The sequence below is a fragment of the Hymenobacter sp. GOD-10R genome (assembly GCF_035609205.1).
Lineage (GTDB): Bacteria > Bacteroidota > Bacteroidia > Cytophagales > Hymenobacteraceae > Hymenobacter.
Genome location: NZ_CP141184.1, coordinates 2,947,276 through 2,962,251 on the forward strand (window position 1 = coordinate 2,947,276; position 14,976 = coordinate 2,962,251).

The following is a 14,976-nucleotide window of genomic DNA, read 5'->3' on the forward strand; positions in this document are numbered from 1 at the left end:
TGCTGATAAATCGTTGGTTTATAGTCTTACAGGAGGAAGCCCTCCTTAATACCCGTTCTGAGCTCGGTGCCGAATGCGCGATTCCCACCGCTTACGACGGGGAGCAATGTTACCGCGCAGGTATTTCTCCATCACCATTACGGCGCAGGGCGCGGCGGCCGTAGCGCCAAACCCCGCATTCTCAATGTAAACCGCCACCGCTATTTTGGGGTTGTCGGCCGGGGCGAAACCTACGAACGCGGCGTGGTCGTCGCCGTCGTCGTTTTGCACGGTACCGGTTTTGCCCGCTACTGTGATGCCTACATCGGCTAGGCTGGAGGCATCGGCGGTGCCCCCGCGTTGCATAACAGCGACCATGCCGGGGACTAGCGCGGCAAAGTTCGCGCTATCGATTAGAGTCCGGTGCTTTTCGGTGAAGCGTGGCAAGGGGCCATTTTCCCCAACGCTGCGTACCAAGTAGGGTGTATAATACCAGCCGCGGTTGGCAATAATAGCCGCCATATTAGCCATTTGCAGGCCCGTGAGGTTAATTTCGCCCTGCCCAATGCTGAGCGAGTAAATGGAGCGGTATGTCCAGTTGGTGGTGCGCCGAGCCTTATCATAATACGCCGGAGTAGGAAGAAAACCGGGAGCTTCGCGGGGCACGTCCACGCCTAGCACCGAATCTAGTCCAAACGAGCGAACGTAGCGGCGCCAGAGGGCTAGGTTGGCGTGCCGTTCGGCCACCGTATCCACGGCTAGGCTATCGGGCATGCGGTCGATGAGCGTCTGCATCACTTGGTAGAAGTAAGGATTGCAGCTATACTTCAGACCGAGAGTCAGGCTTTTAGCCTGCGGATGGTGGTGTACGCAACTAACCAGCGACTGGTCGCAGCGGAATGCAGTGGTGGGGCTGATGGCACCTAGCTGCAAGGCCACGGCAGCATTTACCAACTTAAAGACCGAACCGGGCGGGTTAGCCAGCATTGCCGGCCGGTTGATAAGCGGCATGTTTTCGCTGTCCAGCAGCTTGGTGCGCACACCGGCCTGGTCGGGCGCGGTGATAATGGACGGCTGGTAAACAGGCGCCGATACAGAGCATAAGATTTCACCCGTGCGCGGGTCCAGGGCCACCAAATAACCTTTGCGGCCACCTAACAGCTTTTCGGCGTAAGCTTGTAGCTTGATATCGATGGTCAGGTGCAGGTCCTGACCCTGCTGAAAGACGGTGTCTTTGGCCCAGGTACCGTGCTCTTTACCCTTCGCATCGACCAAGGGGTGTAGGTAGCCTAGGTGCCCCTTGAGTAGGCCGTTGTAATAGCTTTCGACCCCGCCGCTACGCAGCCGGTAGAAGCGGCCGCGCCGGTAGCGTTGCGCTTGGCGGTAGAAAGTCTGCGCCTCGGCACCTAGGTAGCCCAGCACGGGTGCGCCCGCATTGGTTGTGTAAGTCCGTTGGGGGCGCTCGATTAGGGTCAGCTTGGGCATTGTGGCGCCACTGTCGCGGCGCACCCGCTTGGCTTCAGCCGTTGTAAGGCTGAACTGAACTGGGTAGCCTGTCTGGCCAATTCCGTAGGGAAGTGCATCGGCAATGCGCTGGCGAACAGTCACTGAGTCCCAGCCCAGCAGCTGGCCTAGGGCTAGGGTATCAAGCGGCAGGCGGCGCGGCAGCTTCAACAAATATTGTGTACGGGTATCTACCAGCACCGAATCGTTTCGGTCGAGTATGCGGCCCCGGATGAGCGAGTCGGCCACCACGACGCGGCGTTGGGTGTAGACTTCGCCGGTGGTTGGGTCCTGCGTTGGGGCGCCTGACTGCTGTTCTGGGGAAGAGCAGGCGGCAAGCATAAAAAGCACTACTGATAGACTTTTTTTCCAAATAGTAGAGGTGGGCATGAAGGTAAAGCTAAACAATTGCCAGGGTGTTGGTCGTCTGCTTTTCGATCAACCTAGCTCTTTGCCACTCAAACCATGCCGGAAGCGTATCTCTATCTATGTGATTTGCTTTCTGTAGATGATACTGTTTTGTGGAAAATGACCCTGCAATGTGTCGTCTTGTAAAGACGAAGCTCCGGCTGCTGGTAACAACCGGAGCTTCAAAAGGTGGGTGCTCTTACTCTTCGCTAGCGCGACTTGCAGTTGGATGGTATGTGATACCAGTTTGCCGCTGGCGCGGCAGTGGAGGTGCAACCTCCACCCAAAGCTAAGCACGAGTTACGCTGCGCTAAACTCGCGCCAGTTGGTGAATATAGCGCGGTAGCAGTTTGTCGCTGGCACGGCAGTGAAGGTGCAATCTGTACCTCATTGCTGGTCGCGAGTTACGCTGCGATAAACTCGCGCCAGTTAGACGTAACTTCATAAGTTATTGTCCATCCCGCCTAACACCTATATAACGTTCCTTACTATTCTCGCTTTCATGGTAGATGATCTCACCATTGTCAATCACAATGAATGCACCCAAATTATGTCCTAATATATTCATCAGTGCTTCCCTGATAAGCATCCATTTACCATCTAGGTCGGCACTTTCGTGTATTATGTAGCATTCTGTGCATTTAGTAAGAATATTGATTTGCTTCAGCACATAATCAACATACTGAGAGTCAACCGGTATTTTCTTACAATATCGTAGGTCTAGGTTGTTAGTAAAATGTGCCAGTTCGCCGAAGCCATAACCGCCTCTAGAATTTGGCTTTTGTGTTATAGCCAAATATCTAGACCGTTTGTGCTTCACAACGAAGTTCTTTATTACCCGCGCTACTATTTCTGATTCAGGAAGCCGCTTAGAGTTCATTTGATCTTGCATGATCAAATACATTATTTACTAACCTTGATCGTATATACTTCAAGGTTTCGCCGCCATCGTAAACGTCAGCTCGCCACCGTTCATAATATCTTGATGATTCAAGAACGGCCGCGTGAGTTTCTGGCCGTTTAGCCTAGCTTCCTTCACGTACACGTTCTTGTCGCTCTGGTTTTTGACATTGATGCGGAAGGTTTTGCCGTTTTCCAGATTCAACACGGCGCCGTGCACGGCGGGGCTACCTAGGGCGTACTCCGGGGAGCCGGGAGCGACGGGGTAGAAGCCGAGGGCCGAGAAGATGTACCAGGCGCTCATCTGCCCGCAATCGTCGTTGCCACCTAGGCCGTCGGGGGTGGGGCGGTACATCTTGGGCAGAATCATGCGCACGCGGGCCTGAGTTTTCCAGGGCTGGTCGGTCCAGTTGTAGAGGTAGGCCACGTGGTGGGCGGGCTCGTTGCCGTGCACGTAGTTGCCGATGATGCCGTCACGGGTAATATCCTCGGTTTCAGCAAAGAACTTATCGGGCAGGTGCATAGTGAATAGCGAATCGAGGTGGGGCACGAAGCGCTTCTGGCCGCCCATGATCTGAATCAGAGAGGCTGGGTCTTGGGGCACGTAGAGGCTGTAGTTCCAGGCGTTGCCCTCGATAAAGCCTTGGTCGTTGGTGCTCAGCACGTCGAAGCGGGGGCGGAAAGTGCCGTCGGCGAGCTTGGGGCGCATGAAGCCGATACGCTGGTCGTACACGTTGCGCCAGTTCTGGGCACGCTTACTGAATTCCTGATAAATATCCTGCCGACCTAGCTTCTGGGCCATCTGGGCAATACACCAGTCGTCGTAGGCGTATTCCAGCGTTTTCGATACTGAGGAGCCACTTTTGTCTTCGGGCACGTAGCCGAGCTGCACGTAGTAGCCGATGCCGTCGTAGCGGGCCTGGCGGGCGGTGGTCACGCAGGCGTCGAGGGCTTTGTTGGCGTCGAAGGGCGCATTGCCTTTTATTACGGCGTCGGCAATGACGGGCACCGAGTGGTAGCCGATCATGCACCAGTTTTCGTTGGCGTAGTGGCTCCACACGGGCAGCATGCGCTCCACACTCTGGTCGAAGTGGGCCAGCATGGATTGCACCATGTCGGCATTACGCTTGGGTTGCAGCACGTTGAAGAGCGGGTGCAGGGCGCGGTAGGTATCCCAGAGCGAGAAGGTGGTGTAGTTGGTGAAGCCGTCGGCCTTGTGGTTGTTCTGGTCGAGGCCGCGGTATTGGCCGTCGGCGTCCATGTAGGTCGTCGGGCTCAGGAAGGCGTGGTACATGGCCGTGTAGAAGTTTTCCTTGTCCACCTTCTTCGGCGACTCAATGACCACTTTGCTGAGTTCTTGCTGCCACTGTTGCTGGGCTTGGTTTTTCACCTTGTCGAAGTCCCAGCCGGGCGCTTCGGTGCGCAGGTTTTGGAGGGCGCTGGCGGTGCTCGTGGGCGAGAGGGCAAACTTCACTTTCAGCTTCTCGTTAGCTGTCGTCTTGAAGTTGAAGAACATGCGCAGCTGTTCGCCGGCTAGGTCGGGGAAGTTCTTGGTCTGGTCGAACTTGCCCCAGAAGCCACGGTATATCTGTTTCTTGGAGAAGTTGCGGCTGCCGTAGTCGGTGAAGGGCTTGGAGAACGTCATGGCGAAGTACACCGTGCGGGTGCGCGCCCAACCGTTGGTTTGGCGGTAGCCAGTCACGAGCGTGTCGTTTTCCACCCGCACAAACGTCCAGACGTTCTTATCGGGGTAGTTGTAGATGCCCGCCATCAGGTCCAGAATCAGGTGCGACTGGTCCGACTGCGGGAAGGTGTACTGGTGCATGCCCACGCGGTTGGTGGCAGTCAGCTCGGCCAGGATGTTGTGGTCGTCGAGCTTCACGCGGTAGTAGCCAGGCTCGGCTACTTCGGTGGCGTGGGAGAAAGTGGAGCGGAAGCCACTCTGGGGCTTGTCGGCCGTGCCGGGGTTGAGTTGCAGCGGGCCCGTAGTGGGCATGATCAGGAAGTCACCTAGGTCGGAGTGGCCGGTGCCGCTGAAGTGGGTGTGGCTGAAACCGACGATGCTCTTATCACTGTATTGGTAGCCCGCGCAGTACTTGTACATGTCGGGGTTGTACTTGCCGTTCAGCTCGTAGCTGAGCGTATCGGTATCGGGCGAGAGCTGCACCATGCCGAACGGCACCGTCGCGCCCGGAAACGTGTGCCCCATCTTGGCCGTCCCGACGATGGGGTGAGCGTACTGGACGAGGTTTTCGGCGGGCTTGATTTTCTGGGCTAGGCTAGGGAGAGAGGCGAGGAGTAGGACGGCAAGGGAAAGTTGTTTCATCAGCTTCAGGAGGGGTTGAAGCTGGAAAGGTAGGAAGGAGGTTGGAAATGGAAGCACTAATTTAGTAGTCCCACATAGGTTGCTCCCATTTCCGCAGAATATGCAATCCAGCTTGTTGCACAAGCTCTATGAGTTTCTCTTCAATAATATTTTGCACGATCAACGACATATCAAAGCCAATTTCAATATAGGCATCACCTATCTGGATTTTAACTTTCAATAACTCGCGTATACCTAGCTGTAAGAAGTCGTACAGTTGTTCTTTTGATCCTAGAATTATTTCTTGCTCATGTTCTTTATTTAGAAGCCCTACTATTTCAATTTGTTTTTGAGTGAAAAGGTATTTAACAGATTCTGAACAGGAGCTTTGCCACCTGTAATGTAAACGCGAGTAAGTTAGATTGCTGTCGTATTTATCGATAATGTTAAAAATAAAGTGTATTAGCTTCTGTTCTTCTTGTAAGTATTGGTTAGCTAGATCTTTGTGTTCTGGATCAGTATCAATGTTTACAAAGCTGTATAAGACAATATTTTGAAATTCGTGTTCATTAAGGATACGGTCGAATCTATCTATCCAATATAGAAAGTGGTTCTTGAGTTTAGAGACTTGCATCTGTGATTATAGTAGCATCATTAGAGGCGATGACTTTATTGATATTATGAGATCTTAGATTAAAGAATAGTACAGTAGGAATAAAAAAAGGTTGTAAATATAAATTCATAAATCAGCCGGTTATTTTTCAGAGACTACTTCTTTTCAAAAGCCTTAGATTTAGCTATTAATTTTAATACTTTCTCTCCTATGTCCAAGTTATCATAGCTATCAACAATGAAGTGCGCTAATCCGCTCCTCATGGAATCTTTGTTGTCAAAATTTAACTCATCAAGGATAGATAAAAGCGTTTGATTCAAATCAAGCTCCCTGGCCGATATAGTGTTCTGCTCTAGTATATGCTTTACTTCTAGTCTAATATCTTTAAGGCGTTCATCAAATATGCTCTTAGCTTGCTCCATGATTTTGATTGATTTTAGCAAAATTCAAAATAGGAGTCATAAATTTTTGTAAACTTCCGACTACACCAATTCGGCAAAATCCCTAAGTGGAATCTGTATTTTCCTACAAGAATATTGTCGTTGTTGATAAAAGATAAAATTGCTCTGTTGCCTTTGTATTCGGCATGTATAGTACTACTGAAAATCATTTCTATAGCATCTTTAAATCTCGCAGGATCTTCTCTGATCATTTCATAAGAGAAATCAGGCATCTCACGCGTTTTATCTATCCAGAAAGTAACGTTACTAGAAGTGACCTCGAAATTCATGTTTACTCTGCCAGGTTTAGCAACGGAGTTGAATTTTAAGTAGAAGTCTGCTGGTAGTTGGTTGTCAATGGTAAACTCTGAATTATCTAGTAGCATCCTTTGACCTAGCTTGGCAAATACTTCATCAAAGAGTGCAAGAACATCTTGCACTTTGAGGTTCAATAGCATTGATATAGTTAGTGTGGTGCCTTACTTTATAGTATAACCATATTAGTTATTTGCTGCTTGCACCCGATACATTACATCAGTTCTCAAAACGTACTTAACGCCTTTTATTACCTCGCTACCTTCGTGATAGAGGTTATGCAAAAACAAAAGTGCCATACCTTGCTTGGGCCGAATGCTAATACCTTTGAAAGTTGTTTCACCACCTTCAAAATTCTCGTTTAAGTATATCATGAACGTAAGATAACTGGCTTCAAATTTATTGCGAATGTAGCTCTCGTCGAAGTGTCCTTTGAACTGGTGGCCACGTTGGTAACGATAAAATCGAAATAACTCATTTAAGCCAATAGCTTTACTATTACCGAGCTGTGCAGGTACAAAAGGTTGTACTTTCAACCACAAGCTTTGAGCTAGCTCTTCGTTTTTGTAAAAAGAACGGTTATTGTTTCGAATGTGCGTGAGCACCTTTGCTCCACTATTGGTATTGACTTTAGCGGCTTCGTAGCCATTTTTTTCACTCAATACCATAAACTCCTGACATTCCGGTTTGGTCAGGAAATCATCAACTGTAAAAATTGAGTCAGTAATCTTTTTATACTTCATTTTGTCTTGCGAGACGGTGAATGTGTGAGAGGCCATTATAATCAATTCTGATCAGGAAACACGAAACCCACCAAGCACATGTGTAAATACGCGCTTGGTGGGTTTCGCATCTAGTATTCTAAAACGCAGCAGCGACCTAGGTCTTCTGCTTCTTCTTCTTCGCCGCTGGGAAAAGAATGTTGTTCAAAATCAACCGATAACCCGGTGAGTTAGGGTGTAGCGACAGGTCAGTAGGCTCCTCTTCCACCAAGTGCTGGTAGTCTTCGGGGTCGTGGCCACCGTAGAAGGTCCAGGTGCCTTTGCCGAGGGTGCCGTGCATGTAGCGCACTTCGCCGGAGGCTTTGTTTTCACCCATCACCACCACGTCGGGCTTGATGAGGCTCTTGCGGAACGCGGTGGTCTGGCCCATGAACCCCTTGATGGTTTTCTCGTGGTCCTGGGTGAGCATGGTGGGTACTGGGTCGTACTTAGCCGAGAAGGTGAAGAGCTGAAAGTAGTCATTGTCCTCGTACACGCCGCGCTCGAAGGGCTGCATGTCGATGTTGGAGTACTCGTATTGGATCGGGTTGCGCTCCAAGGTAAAGTCCTTAAAAGCTAGGGTGCGGTTGAAGTTTAGTTTGCTTTGAGCGGCCGGGTCGGCGGGGTCGCCATCGTACATGCTTTCCACCATGTCGATACCTAGGCCGGCCAGGGCAATGTCGTAACTGTCAGTAGCCGAGCACATAGCGAACATGAAACCACCGCCTGCAATGAACTCCTGCATCTTGGTAGCCACGGCGCCCTTCATCACACTCACTTTCGAAAACCCGTTGCGCTTAGCAGTAGCTTCTGAATCGCGCTGCTGCTGCTGGTACCAGGGACGGTTGCGGTAGGAGGCAAAGAACTTACCGTACTGGCCCGTAAAATCCTCGTGGTGCAGGTGTAGCCAGTCGTACTTGGGCAGGTCGCCGTGCAGCACCTCGTCGTCGTAGATCTGAGTGTAAGGAATTTCGGCGTACGTGAGCACCATGGTCACGGCGTCGTCCCAGGGCTGTTTGCCTTTGGGGGTGTACACCGCAATTTTGGGTACTTTCTCCAGCTTCATCACGTCCATATTGGCGTTCGGGTCGGCAATTTCCTGGAGAATGCTGTTGTACTGCGCATCGCTGATGACCTGGTAAGTTACGCCGCGCACGGCTAGCTCATTTTCGGCGCCAGCGGCGTTGGGGAAAGCAAAGGCGCCGCCACGGTAGTTTAGGAGCCAGTCAACTTCCACCTGTTTGCCAAGCAGCCAATACGTGGCGCCATAGGCTTTTAGGTGCTCTTTCTGAGCTTCATCCATCGGGATGAGGACGTGGTTGGCCCAAGCCGCAGCAGGTACGCTCAGCCAAGCGGCCAAAACCAGGACCAAAGACAAAATTCGCTTCAACACCATCACGTTCGGCAAAAGGAAAGGAGGGGAAATAAAGGGAAGATACGAAACAGCACCGACGGAAGAGAACAAGCCAAGACAAATTGTTGGTTAATCTGCCTAAAGCCATTCACTTATGCCTCGCCGTTCCTACGCAGGTGCCGCCGAAACGGCATCAGCAATGACGACGCAGAAGTAGGGGGCTCTGCTGTATGCACGTACCTAGGTTTTCACCAGAATCCTCGTTCATACTTCAGCCGAAACCCTATACCTTGCAGGAGGAGTAGTTACTACCGCTATGCATCTACTAGAAAACATCAAGGAAGCTTTCCGTTCCATCAACAGCAATCTGCTCCGTACGATCCTGACGGCGCTGATTGTGAGCATCGGTATTATGGCGCTGGTGGGCATTCTCACGGCAATTGATACGATGAAGTACAAGCTGAACTCGACCTTTGCCAGTCTCGGAGCCAATTCCTTCGAGATGCGCGCCAAAGGGTATAACAACGGTCGGCGCCGGCAGGGAGTGACGGAAAAAACGTACCCGGCTATTACATATCTGCAAGCCCAGCAATATAAAAGGCAAATTGGCGATGAGGCGACCGTGGGGCTCTCCGCTCAGATTACCGGGGCGGCTGAAGTGAAAGCGAACGGTCAGAAAACCAACCCCAACACGCAGGTAGTAGCCGGCGACGAGAACTATCTGCAAATCCAAAGCTATAATCTCTCGTTTGGCCGCTCCTTTTCGCAGACTGAGCTAGATAATGGCGCTAACGTGGCGATTATCGGCTCGGAGCTCAAGGACAAACTGTTCCCGAATGAAAGTCCGCTGGGTAAGTACATTTATTTGCTGGGCCGCCGCTTCTTGGTTGTTGGCCAACTCGAAAAGAGCGGCAGCGACCTAGGTGGGGGCGGTGCCGACCGCCTCGTGCTCGTTCCGCTCGAGACGGGCAACCAGTTGCCGCGGCAGAGGGCCCTCACGTTCAACGTAAAAACGGCCGTTACGCAGGCTTCAACCCTGGCTTACGTGACCGGCCAAGCAACCGGCATTATGCGGGCCGTGCGCCACGACCCCTTGGGCCAAGAAGATTCTTTTGAGGTTGACAGCAGCGACTCGCTCACGGGCAAGCTGGATTCTATGACCAGCACCTTGCGTTCGGGGGGCTTCTTGGTGGGCTTTATTACGCTGCTCGGCGCTAGCATTGCCCTCATGAATATCATGATGGTGTCCGTCACGGAGCGCACCCGCGAAATAGGAATCCGCAAAGCCCTTGGTGCTACGGCCCTTCAGATTCGGCAGCAGTTTCTCATCGAAGCTATTGTGATCTGCGTGCTGGGCGGAATCCTGGGCATCGTGTTAGGCGTGGCCATGGGCAACTCTATTGCGTTGCTCATTCCGGGCGGTGGTACCTTCTTCGTGCCGTGGCTCTGGATGATACTTGGCTTGGTAATCTGCGTAACCGTGGGGCTAGCCTCCGGCTACTATCCCGCCAGCAAAGCCTCCCGACTGGATCCTATTGAGTCGCTGCGGTACGAGTAGGAGGGCACAGGGCACAGCTTGCCTTTCTTACTGCTAAGCAACAAACCCCAATGTCCCCCTGGATGACAACTTGGTCTTTCTAAACAAGATCAGGTGTCACTTAGGGGGATTTTTTGTAGTTGGCAGTGTCGTATGCTCTAATAATTCATGCTGTGGAAGGCAGCGCAACCTAACTTCATCTAGTGTCGGATATAAACAAAACAGCCAGTACAGGTGAAGCTACCGCATAACAGATCAATAATTCTTTAATAGCTGTATTAAACAAATGAGTATATATTTGCGTTGAGAAGCGCATAATTTATTTGTTACCATAATGGCAAGTCAAACTGTTGGTCAACGCATTAGTCAGCTAATAGCACATTTGGGAGTGTCTAAAAATGCTTTTGCTGCCTCATTAGACAAGACGGCAACGGTTATTCAACACCTTGTGGACGAGCGAAATAAGCCAGGGTTTGATCTTTTGTGTAAGATATTTGAGGTATATCCAAATGTATCTAAAGATTGGTTGTTACAAGGAAATGGTGTTATGTTAACGAGTGATGAATCAATTGCTCCAAAAGAATCCTCATCACCTGTTCCCATTGCGAAAGAGGAAAAAACTACAACGGCGGAGTCTAAGTCCGCGGCTGCACCGGTAGCTCCTGAGCCAGCAGCTGCACCCGTCGAAAAAGAAGTTTCGCCAGCCGCTCCTGCATTTGTTGCCGAAGCACCAGTTGCCCCGCCTGTAGCTGCTGCTCCTTTTGTTGCCTCTAGTATTGTAGCACCATCAGCACCCGCATCTGTACCCACGCCGGCCACGGTAACTGCAACAGCAGCACCTACCCCAACAGCATACGGTGACCCAAATGCTAGCTTGCAAGCGGCTCTTTACGCCCAGCAACTCACGCATCAGCTAGCCTTAGCCGAAATGCGCAACCAGCATTTGCAAGAGCAGCAGCGCATGATGCAACAAATGATGGAAATGATGCAGCGCCAACTTAGCCGGTAGAAGTAGAACAAATAGATCATAAAACAAAAGGAGCTAACCCAATCTGGGTTAGCTCCTTTTGTTTTCAAAGCAACTCGAGATAAAGTCTAGTGTTGAAATACCTCAACTCCTAGCTCCTCGGCCTCCATTTGTCCTTGCGCATTGACAGCTGTCAAGCGCAGGCGCTTCCGCTCGCCTACGAGCAGCGGATCGTATTTGGCCGTAACGCGGATATAATTGGGCGTAAATCCTTCCATCTGACCGTTGGTCACATCGTCCTCGAAGAGTACTTCTGTTTCGGCACCTAGGTGCTGCTCGTAGAAGAAGCGCTTTTTCTTCTCTGACAGGGAGCGCAGCATGGTGGTGCGGCGGTGTCGCTCGCCGTCGTGCACGCGGCCGGGCAGGCTAGGAGCGAGGGTGTTAGCACGCTCCGAATAGGGGAATACGTGCAGGTAGCTCACGTCTAGCTCGTTGAGGAAATGGTAGGTATCCAAAAAATCCTCTTCGGTTTCGCCGGGAAAACCCACAATCACATCCACTCCGATGCAGGCGTGCGGCATCACTTCTTTGATCAGGGCGATGCGGCTAGCGTAAAGCGCCCGCCGGTAGCGGCGGCGCATCAGCCCCAAAATCTTGTCGGAGCCGCTTTGCAGCGGAATGTGGAAGTGGGGCATGAAGCGCTTCGAGTCCGCTACGAAGCGAATAATCTCGTCGGTGAGCAAATTGGGCTCGCACGAGGAGATGCGGAATCGGTTGATGCCGTCCACCTCGTCGAGGGCACGCACCAGGTCAAAGAAGCTCTCGTGCCGCTCTCGCTCCGGACCTTGCAAACCAAAGTCACCGAGGTTAACTCCCGTTAGTACGATTTCTTGCACTTCGGTTTCGGCTAGCTTCTGCACGCGCTCCACCACGCTCTGCACACTGCCCGAACGGCTTTTGCCCCGGGCCAGCGGAATGGTGCAGAACGAACAAGAGTAGTCACAGCCGTCCTGCACCTTTAGGAACGTGCGGGTCCGGTCGCCAAACGAGTGCGCTGCGTGAAACTCCGTTGCTTCGCTGATCGGGCTAGCATACACTTGGCCCTTGCCGCTCGCGGGCTTCTCAAACCCAGCCAGAATATCTACTAACTGAAACTTTTCGGCGGCACCTAGCACGGCGTGCACGCCCGGAATTTCAGCAATTTCCTGGGGCTTGAGCTGGGCGTAGCAGCCCACAATCGTTACAAAAGCATCGGGGTTATGCTTCAACGCTTCTTTCACCACCTTGCGGCACTTGCGGTCGGCGTGGTCAGTGACGGAGCACGTGTTGATGACGTAAATATCGGCAGCCTCCTCGAAGGCCACCTTGCGAAAGCCGCGCTCCTCAAACTGCCGCCCAATGGCAGAAGTCTCCGAGAAATTGAGCTTGCAGCCCAGCGTATAAAAGGCAACTTTTCTGGTATCCATAAGAACTTGCAAAGGTACGCAAGCGCGAGCGTTTTCTGACCACAGCAGCTAGCCTACGGCGAGTAATACAAGCTGACTGCGCTATAAAGCCGCTTCGGATACGGACAAAATAGGGAGAAATCGATGCTCCTGCGTAGCGTAGGCACAAAACCGCAAGTCGCCTTGCGTAGTTCACAATACCGTACTTGCAACGGCGCGTTGCTACGAAACGGTTAGATTAAGGGTACCTAGCCGGGTCCGGATGAGCTGCATCAAAGAGGTCAAGTCAGCCTGATCAAACTCCTCTTTCGATACAAGCAACTGCCACTCCCCAGCAATATTTTGCCAGAAGGCGGCCGGTAACGGCTGCTGACGCAACGCTGGAAATTCCTGGATAAATTCTTTGCGGTGTAGAAAACGACTAGGTATACCTAGCTCTTGTACAAACTGCTTCCATGCTGAATGCATACTCATAGCGCCATACGTTAGCCGGCACAACGAACAGGCGTACGTTTGGGGCGAAAGGGTCTTATGTAGGGTATCGAGCAGACCATTTAGCGCGCCCGCCTCAGCATTATATACAAAAAGCAACTGCGGCATTAGAGACAGCTATTTATTTGCGCAGAAAGTCGGCGTAAGAGGCCTGCTCGTACGCCTGGCCCTGTACTAGTTGGGTATTAGGCACTTGATCGGGCGCCTTCCACATCATCGTGCGCGCCACATTATCGAAGGTGACAGCGCCCGTTGGCGTGACCATACCAAACCCATTATTAAAGCAGTAGAAAGCAAATGGCTTAGTAACCGGCTGCAAGAGGTTATGGCTCCAAACGTAGTCTTGGGCGGGAAGCTGAAGCTGGGCGAGGAGCGTGGCCGCTAGGTCAGTCTGAGCGCCGTACGTCGTCACCACACGTCCGCGCGCTTCGGGGCGTAGGGCGCCACCCGCCACGATCAGCGGAATGTGAAACTTGCTGGGGTTCTCGTTGGAATCGTTGTTGGGCAGCGGGTGGCCATGATCGGCCACTAACACGATCAGCGTGTTATCCCACCAAGGCTGGGTGCGCGCTTCGTGCAGAAAGCGACCTAGGGCCCAATCGGTGTAGTACACTGAGTTGCGAAAGTGAGCCGCTTCGTCGGTGCCGGGAAATTTGGCCGGGATAGGAATGTCGAATGGCTCGTGGCTGCTTAGCGTGAAGGCCGTGACAAAAAACGGTTGGCGCTGGCTTGGTAATTCCTTAAGTATGCGGTCGAACAAAATGTGGTCGTGCGCTCCCCACTTCGAGTTCTGCTGCGCCGGTGTGAAATCGGTGCGCTCCGTAAATTTTTCGTATCCCGCCGTGATGAGGTAGCTTTTCATGTTGGCAAAAGCTAGCTCGCCTCCATAATAATAGTGCGAGCTGTAGCCCACTGCCTTCAGCGACTGACACAAGTGCGGCAGGTGTTCCGTCTTGCGCGGATACTTAATGATGCTGGTGGTGGGTTGGTTGGGATAGCCGCTCAGCAAGGAGACTAACCCCTTTTGACTACGGTCGCCACTGGCGTAAAAGTTAGTGAAAAGCACTCCCGTACGCGCCAGGCTATCTAGGTTAGGCGTCACGCCCGTTTCACCACCTACGCTTCCTACTAGCTTGGCGGTAAAGCTTTCCAAGATGATAAACAGCACGTTGGGCCGCGGTTGACGGATCAGACGGGTGGTGGCAGTATCGGGTGCAGAAGCCGCGGCCGTGTACAGTTGGCGCACGGTACGTTTTGCCATGCTGTCGGCCATAAAGTGGTACGGGTTGGGCCCGCCATTCTGCAAAAACAGGGAGTTGGCCACGTTCCAGGGCACATTGATAGCCGCGTGGTTGGCGTAAGGCTGACTGGAAAAGTAAACGTCGCTTTGGTTGACCGGGATTTGTTGCACGCCACCCCGCAACGGCACCACCAGCAAGAGCATTTCTAATAAACCAACTAGCGCGGCCCGACCACGGCCGAATGTGGGCGGTAAGTCGGAGAAGCGTCCTACAATCTTTTGGTAGAGACCCCAGCCAAGCAGTAGTAGCCCCAAAAACGCTACTACCAGCAACAGGAGCGGGGCGCTACCCGCCGAAGCAGCCATCTCGGTTGGCGAAGCTAGGTATTGTAACGGCGTGGCATCCAGACGAAAGCCCCACGCGCTATAAAGCTCCAAGTCGGTAACGGTAAGCAACGTGACCAGCAGCAAGGCCAAGGCCGTGTATAAACGGATAAGTCGGTCGGTCGGAAAACGCGGGCCGGCTAAGCTACCAACGGCAAAGAGTAAGTAAGGCGGCAAGCATAAGTAGGCAGTACTGGAAGCATCAAGGCGCAGGCCATATAGGAAAATGTGCGCTATCGTCCCAGCTGACAACGCTGCGGTATGGGCCGCGTGGTAAACTAGGAATAAAGCTTTCGCAACTAAGAAAAATGCCAGCCAAAATAAAAAATACAA

12 protein-coding genes are annotated in these 14,976 nt (G+C 52.2%); 2 read left to right on the forward strand and 10 right to left on the reverse strand.

What is annotated here, in order from left to right:
* Window positions 1–45 precede the first annotated feature (45 nt).
* From SD425_RS11850 to SD425_RS11880, 7 genes are all read right to left on the reverse strand, one after another.
* Window positions 46–1,872, reverse strand: a complete 1,827-nt coding sequence (locus tag SD425_RS11850; RefSeq protein ID WP_324678772.1) for a peptidoglycan D,D-transpeptidase FtsI family protein — start codon at window positions 1,870–1,872, stop codon at window positions 46–48.
* A 949-nt stretch (window positions 1,873–2,821) separates the two neighbouring features.
* Window positions 2,822–5,116, reverse strand: coding sequence for a GH92 family glycosyl hydrolase (locus tag SD425_RS11855; protein WP_324678774.1), 2,295 nt, complete (start codon window positions 5,114–5,116; stop codon window positions 2,822–2,824).
* Window positions 5,117–5,177: 61 nt separating this feature from the next.
* The gene (locus tag SD425_RS11860; protein ID WP_324678776.1) at window positions 5,178–5,729 is read right to left on the reverse strand and encodes a hypothetical protein; all 552 of its coding nucleotides are present in this window, start codon (window positions 5,727–5,729) and stop codon (window positions 5,178–5,180) included.
* A 134-nt stretch (window positions 5,730–5,863) separates the two neighbouring features.
* Window positions 5,864–6,130 carry a hypothetical protein gene (locus tag SD425_RS11865; protein ID WP_324678778.1) on the reverse strand — a complete coding sequence of 89 codons (267 nt, stop codon included), beginning with the start codon at window positions 6,128–6,130 and terminating at the stop codon, window positions 5,864–5,866.
* A 14-nt stretch (window positions 6,131–6,144) separates the two neighbouring features.
* Complete coding sequence (locus SD425_RS11870; protein ID WP_324678780.1) at window positions 6,145–6,600, reverse strand: hypothetical protein; 456 nt, start codon at window positions 6,598–6,600, stop codon at window positions 6,145–6,147.
* A 48-nt stretch (window positions 6,601–6,648) separates the two neighbouring features.
* On the reverse strand, window positions 6,649–7,206 hold the full coding sequence (locus tag SD425_RS11875) for a 2OG-Fe(II) oxygenase (RefSeq protein ID WP_324678782.1): 558 nt from the start codon (window positions 7,204–7,206) through the stop codon (window positions 6,649–6,651).
* 136 nt (window positions 7,207–7,342) lie between these two features.
* Entirely contained in the window at window positions 7,343–8,620 is a 1,278-nt protein-coding gene (locus SD425_RS11880; protein ID WP_324679532.1) for an asparagine synthetase B, read from the reverse strand.
* A 274-nt stretch (window positions 8,621–8,894) separates the two neighbouring features.
* Here SD425_RS11880 and SD425_RS11885 point away from each other — a divergent pair, with 274 nt between their 5' ends.
* Both SD425_RS11885 and SD425_RS11890 read left to right on the forward strand, forming a co-directional pair.
* Complete coding sequence (locus SD425_RS11885; RefSeq protein WP_324678785.1) at window positions 8,895–10,136, forward strand: ABC transporter permease; 1,242 nt, start codon at window positions 8,895–8,897, stop codon at window positions 10,134–10,136.
* A gap of 313 nt (window positions 10,137–10,449) precedes the next feature.
* Window positions 10,450–11,124, forward strand: a complete 675-nt coding sequence (locus SD425_RS11890) for a hypothetical protein (RefSeq protein WP_324678787.1) — start codon at window positions 10,450–10,452, stop codon at window positions 11,122–11,124.
* An 86-nt stretch (window positions 11,125–11,210) separates the two neighbouring features.
* On the opposite strand, the gene mtaB is transcribed toward SD425_RS11890, so the two are convergent.
* The 3 genes from mtaB to SD425_RS11905 form a co-directional block, all read right to left on the reverse strand.
* Window positions 11,211–12,548, reverse strand: a complete 1,338-nt coding sequence (mtaB, locus tag SD425_RS11895; protein ID WP_324678789.1) for a tRNA (N(6)-L-threonylcarbamoyladenosine(37)-C(2))-methylthiotransferase MtaB — start codon at window positions 12,546–12,548, stop codon at window positions 11,211–11,213.
* A gap of 201 nt (window positions 12,549–12,749) precedes the next feature.
* Entirely contained in the window at window positions 12,750–13,127 is a 378-nt protein-coding gene (locus SD425_RS11900) for a hypothetical protein (protein ID WP_324678791.1), read from the reverse strand.
* A gap of 13 nt (window positions 13,128–13,140) precedes the next feature.
* Complete coding sequence (locus SD425_RS11905) at window positions 13,141–14,820, reverse strand: LTA synthase family protein (RefSeq protein ID WP_324678793.1); 1,680 nt, start codon at window positions 14,818–14,820, stop codon at window positions 13,141–13,143.
* Window positions 14,821–14,976 lie beyond the last annotated feature (156 nt).

Coding starts and splice junctions, on each gene's coding strand:
- SD425_RS11880 (WP_324679532.1), bottom strand. CDS start 8,620: ATGGTGTTGAAGCGAATTTTGTCTTTGGTCCTGGTTTTGGCCGCTTGG.
- SD425_RS11855 (WP_324678774.1), bottom strand. CDS start 5,116: ATGAAACAACTTTCCCTTGCCGTCCTACTCCTCGCCTCTCTCCCTAGC.
- SD425_RS11875 (WP_324678782.1), bottom strand. CDS start 7,206: ATGAAGTATAAAAAGATTACTGACTCAATTTTTACAGTTGATGATTTC.
- SD425_RS11860 (WP_324678776.1), bottom strand. CDS start 5,729: ATGCAAGTCTCTAAACTCAAGAACCACTTTCTATATTGGATAGATAGA.
- SD425_RS11900 (WP_324678791.1), bottom strand. CDS start 13,127: ATGCCGCAGTTGCTTTTTGTATATAATGCTGAGGCGGGCGCGCTAAAT.
- SD425_RS11885 (WP_324678785.1), top strand. CDS start 8,895: ATGCATCTACTAGAAAACATCAAGGAAGCTTTCCGTTCCATCAACAGC.
- mtaB (WP_324678789.1), bottom strand. CDS start 12,548: ATGGATACCAGAAAAGTTGCCTTTTATACGCTGGGCTGCAAGCTCAAT.
- SD425_RS11850 (WP_324678772.1), bottom strand. CDS start 1,872: ATGCCCACCTCTACTATTTGGAAAAAAAGTCTATCAGTAGTGCTTTTT.
- SD425_RS11865 (WP_324678778.1), bottom strand. CDS start 6,130: ATGGAGCAAGCTAAGAGCATATTTGATGAACGCCTTAAAGATATTAGA.
- SD425_RS11890 (WP_324678787.1), top strand. CDS start 10,450: ATGGCAAGTCAAACTGTTGGTCAACGCATTAGTCAGCTAATAGCACAT.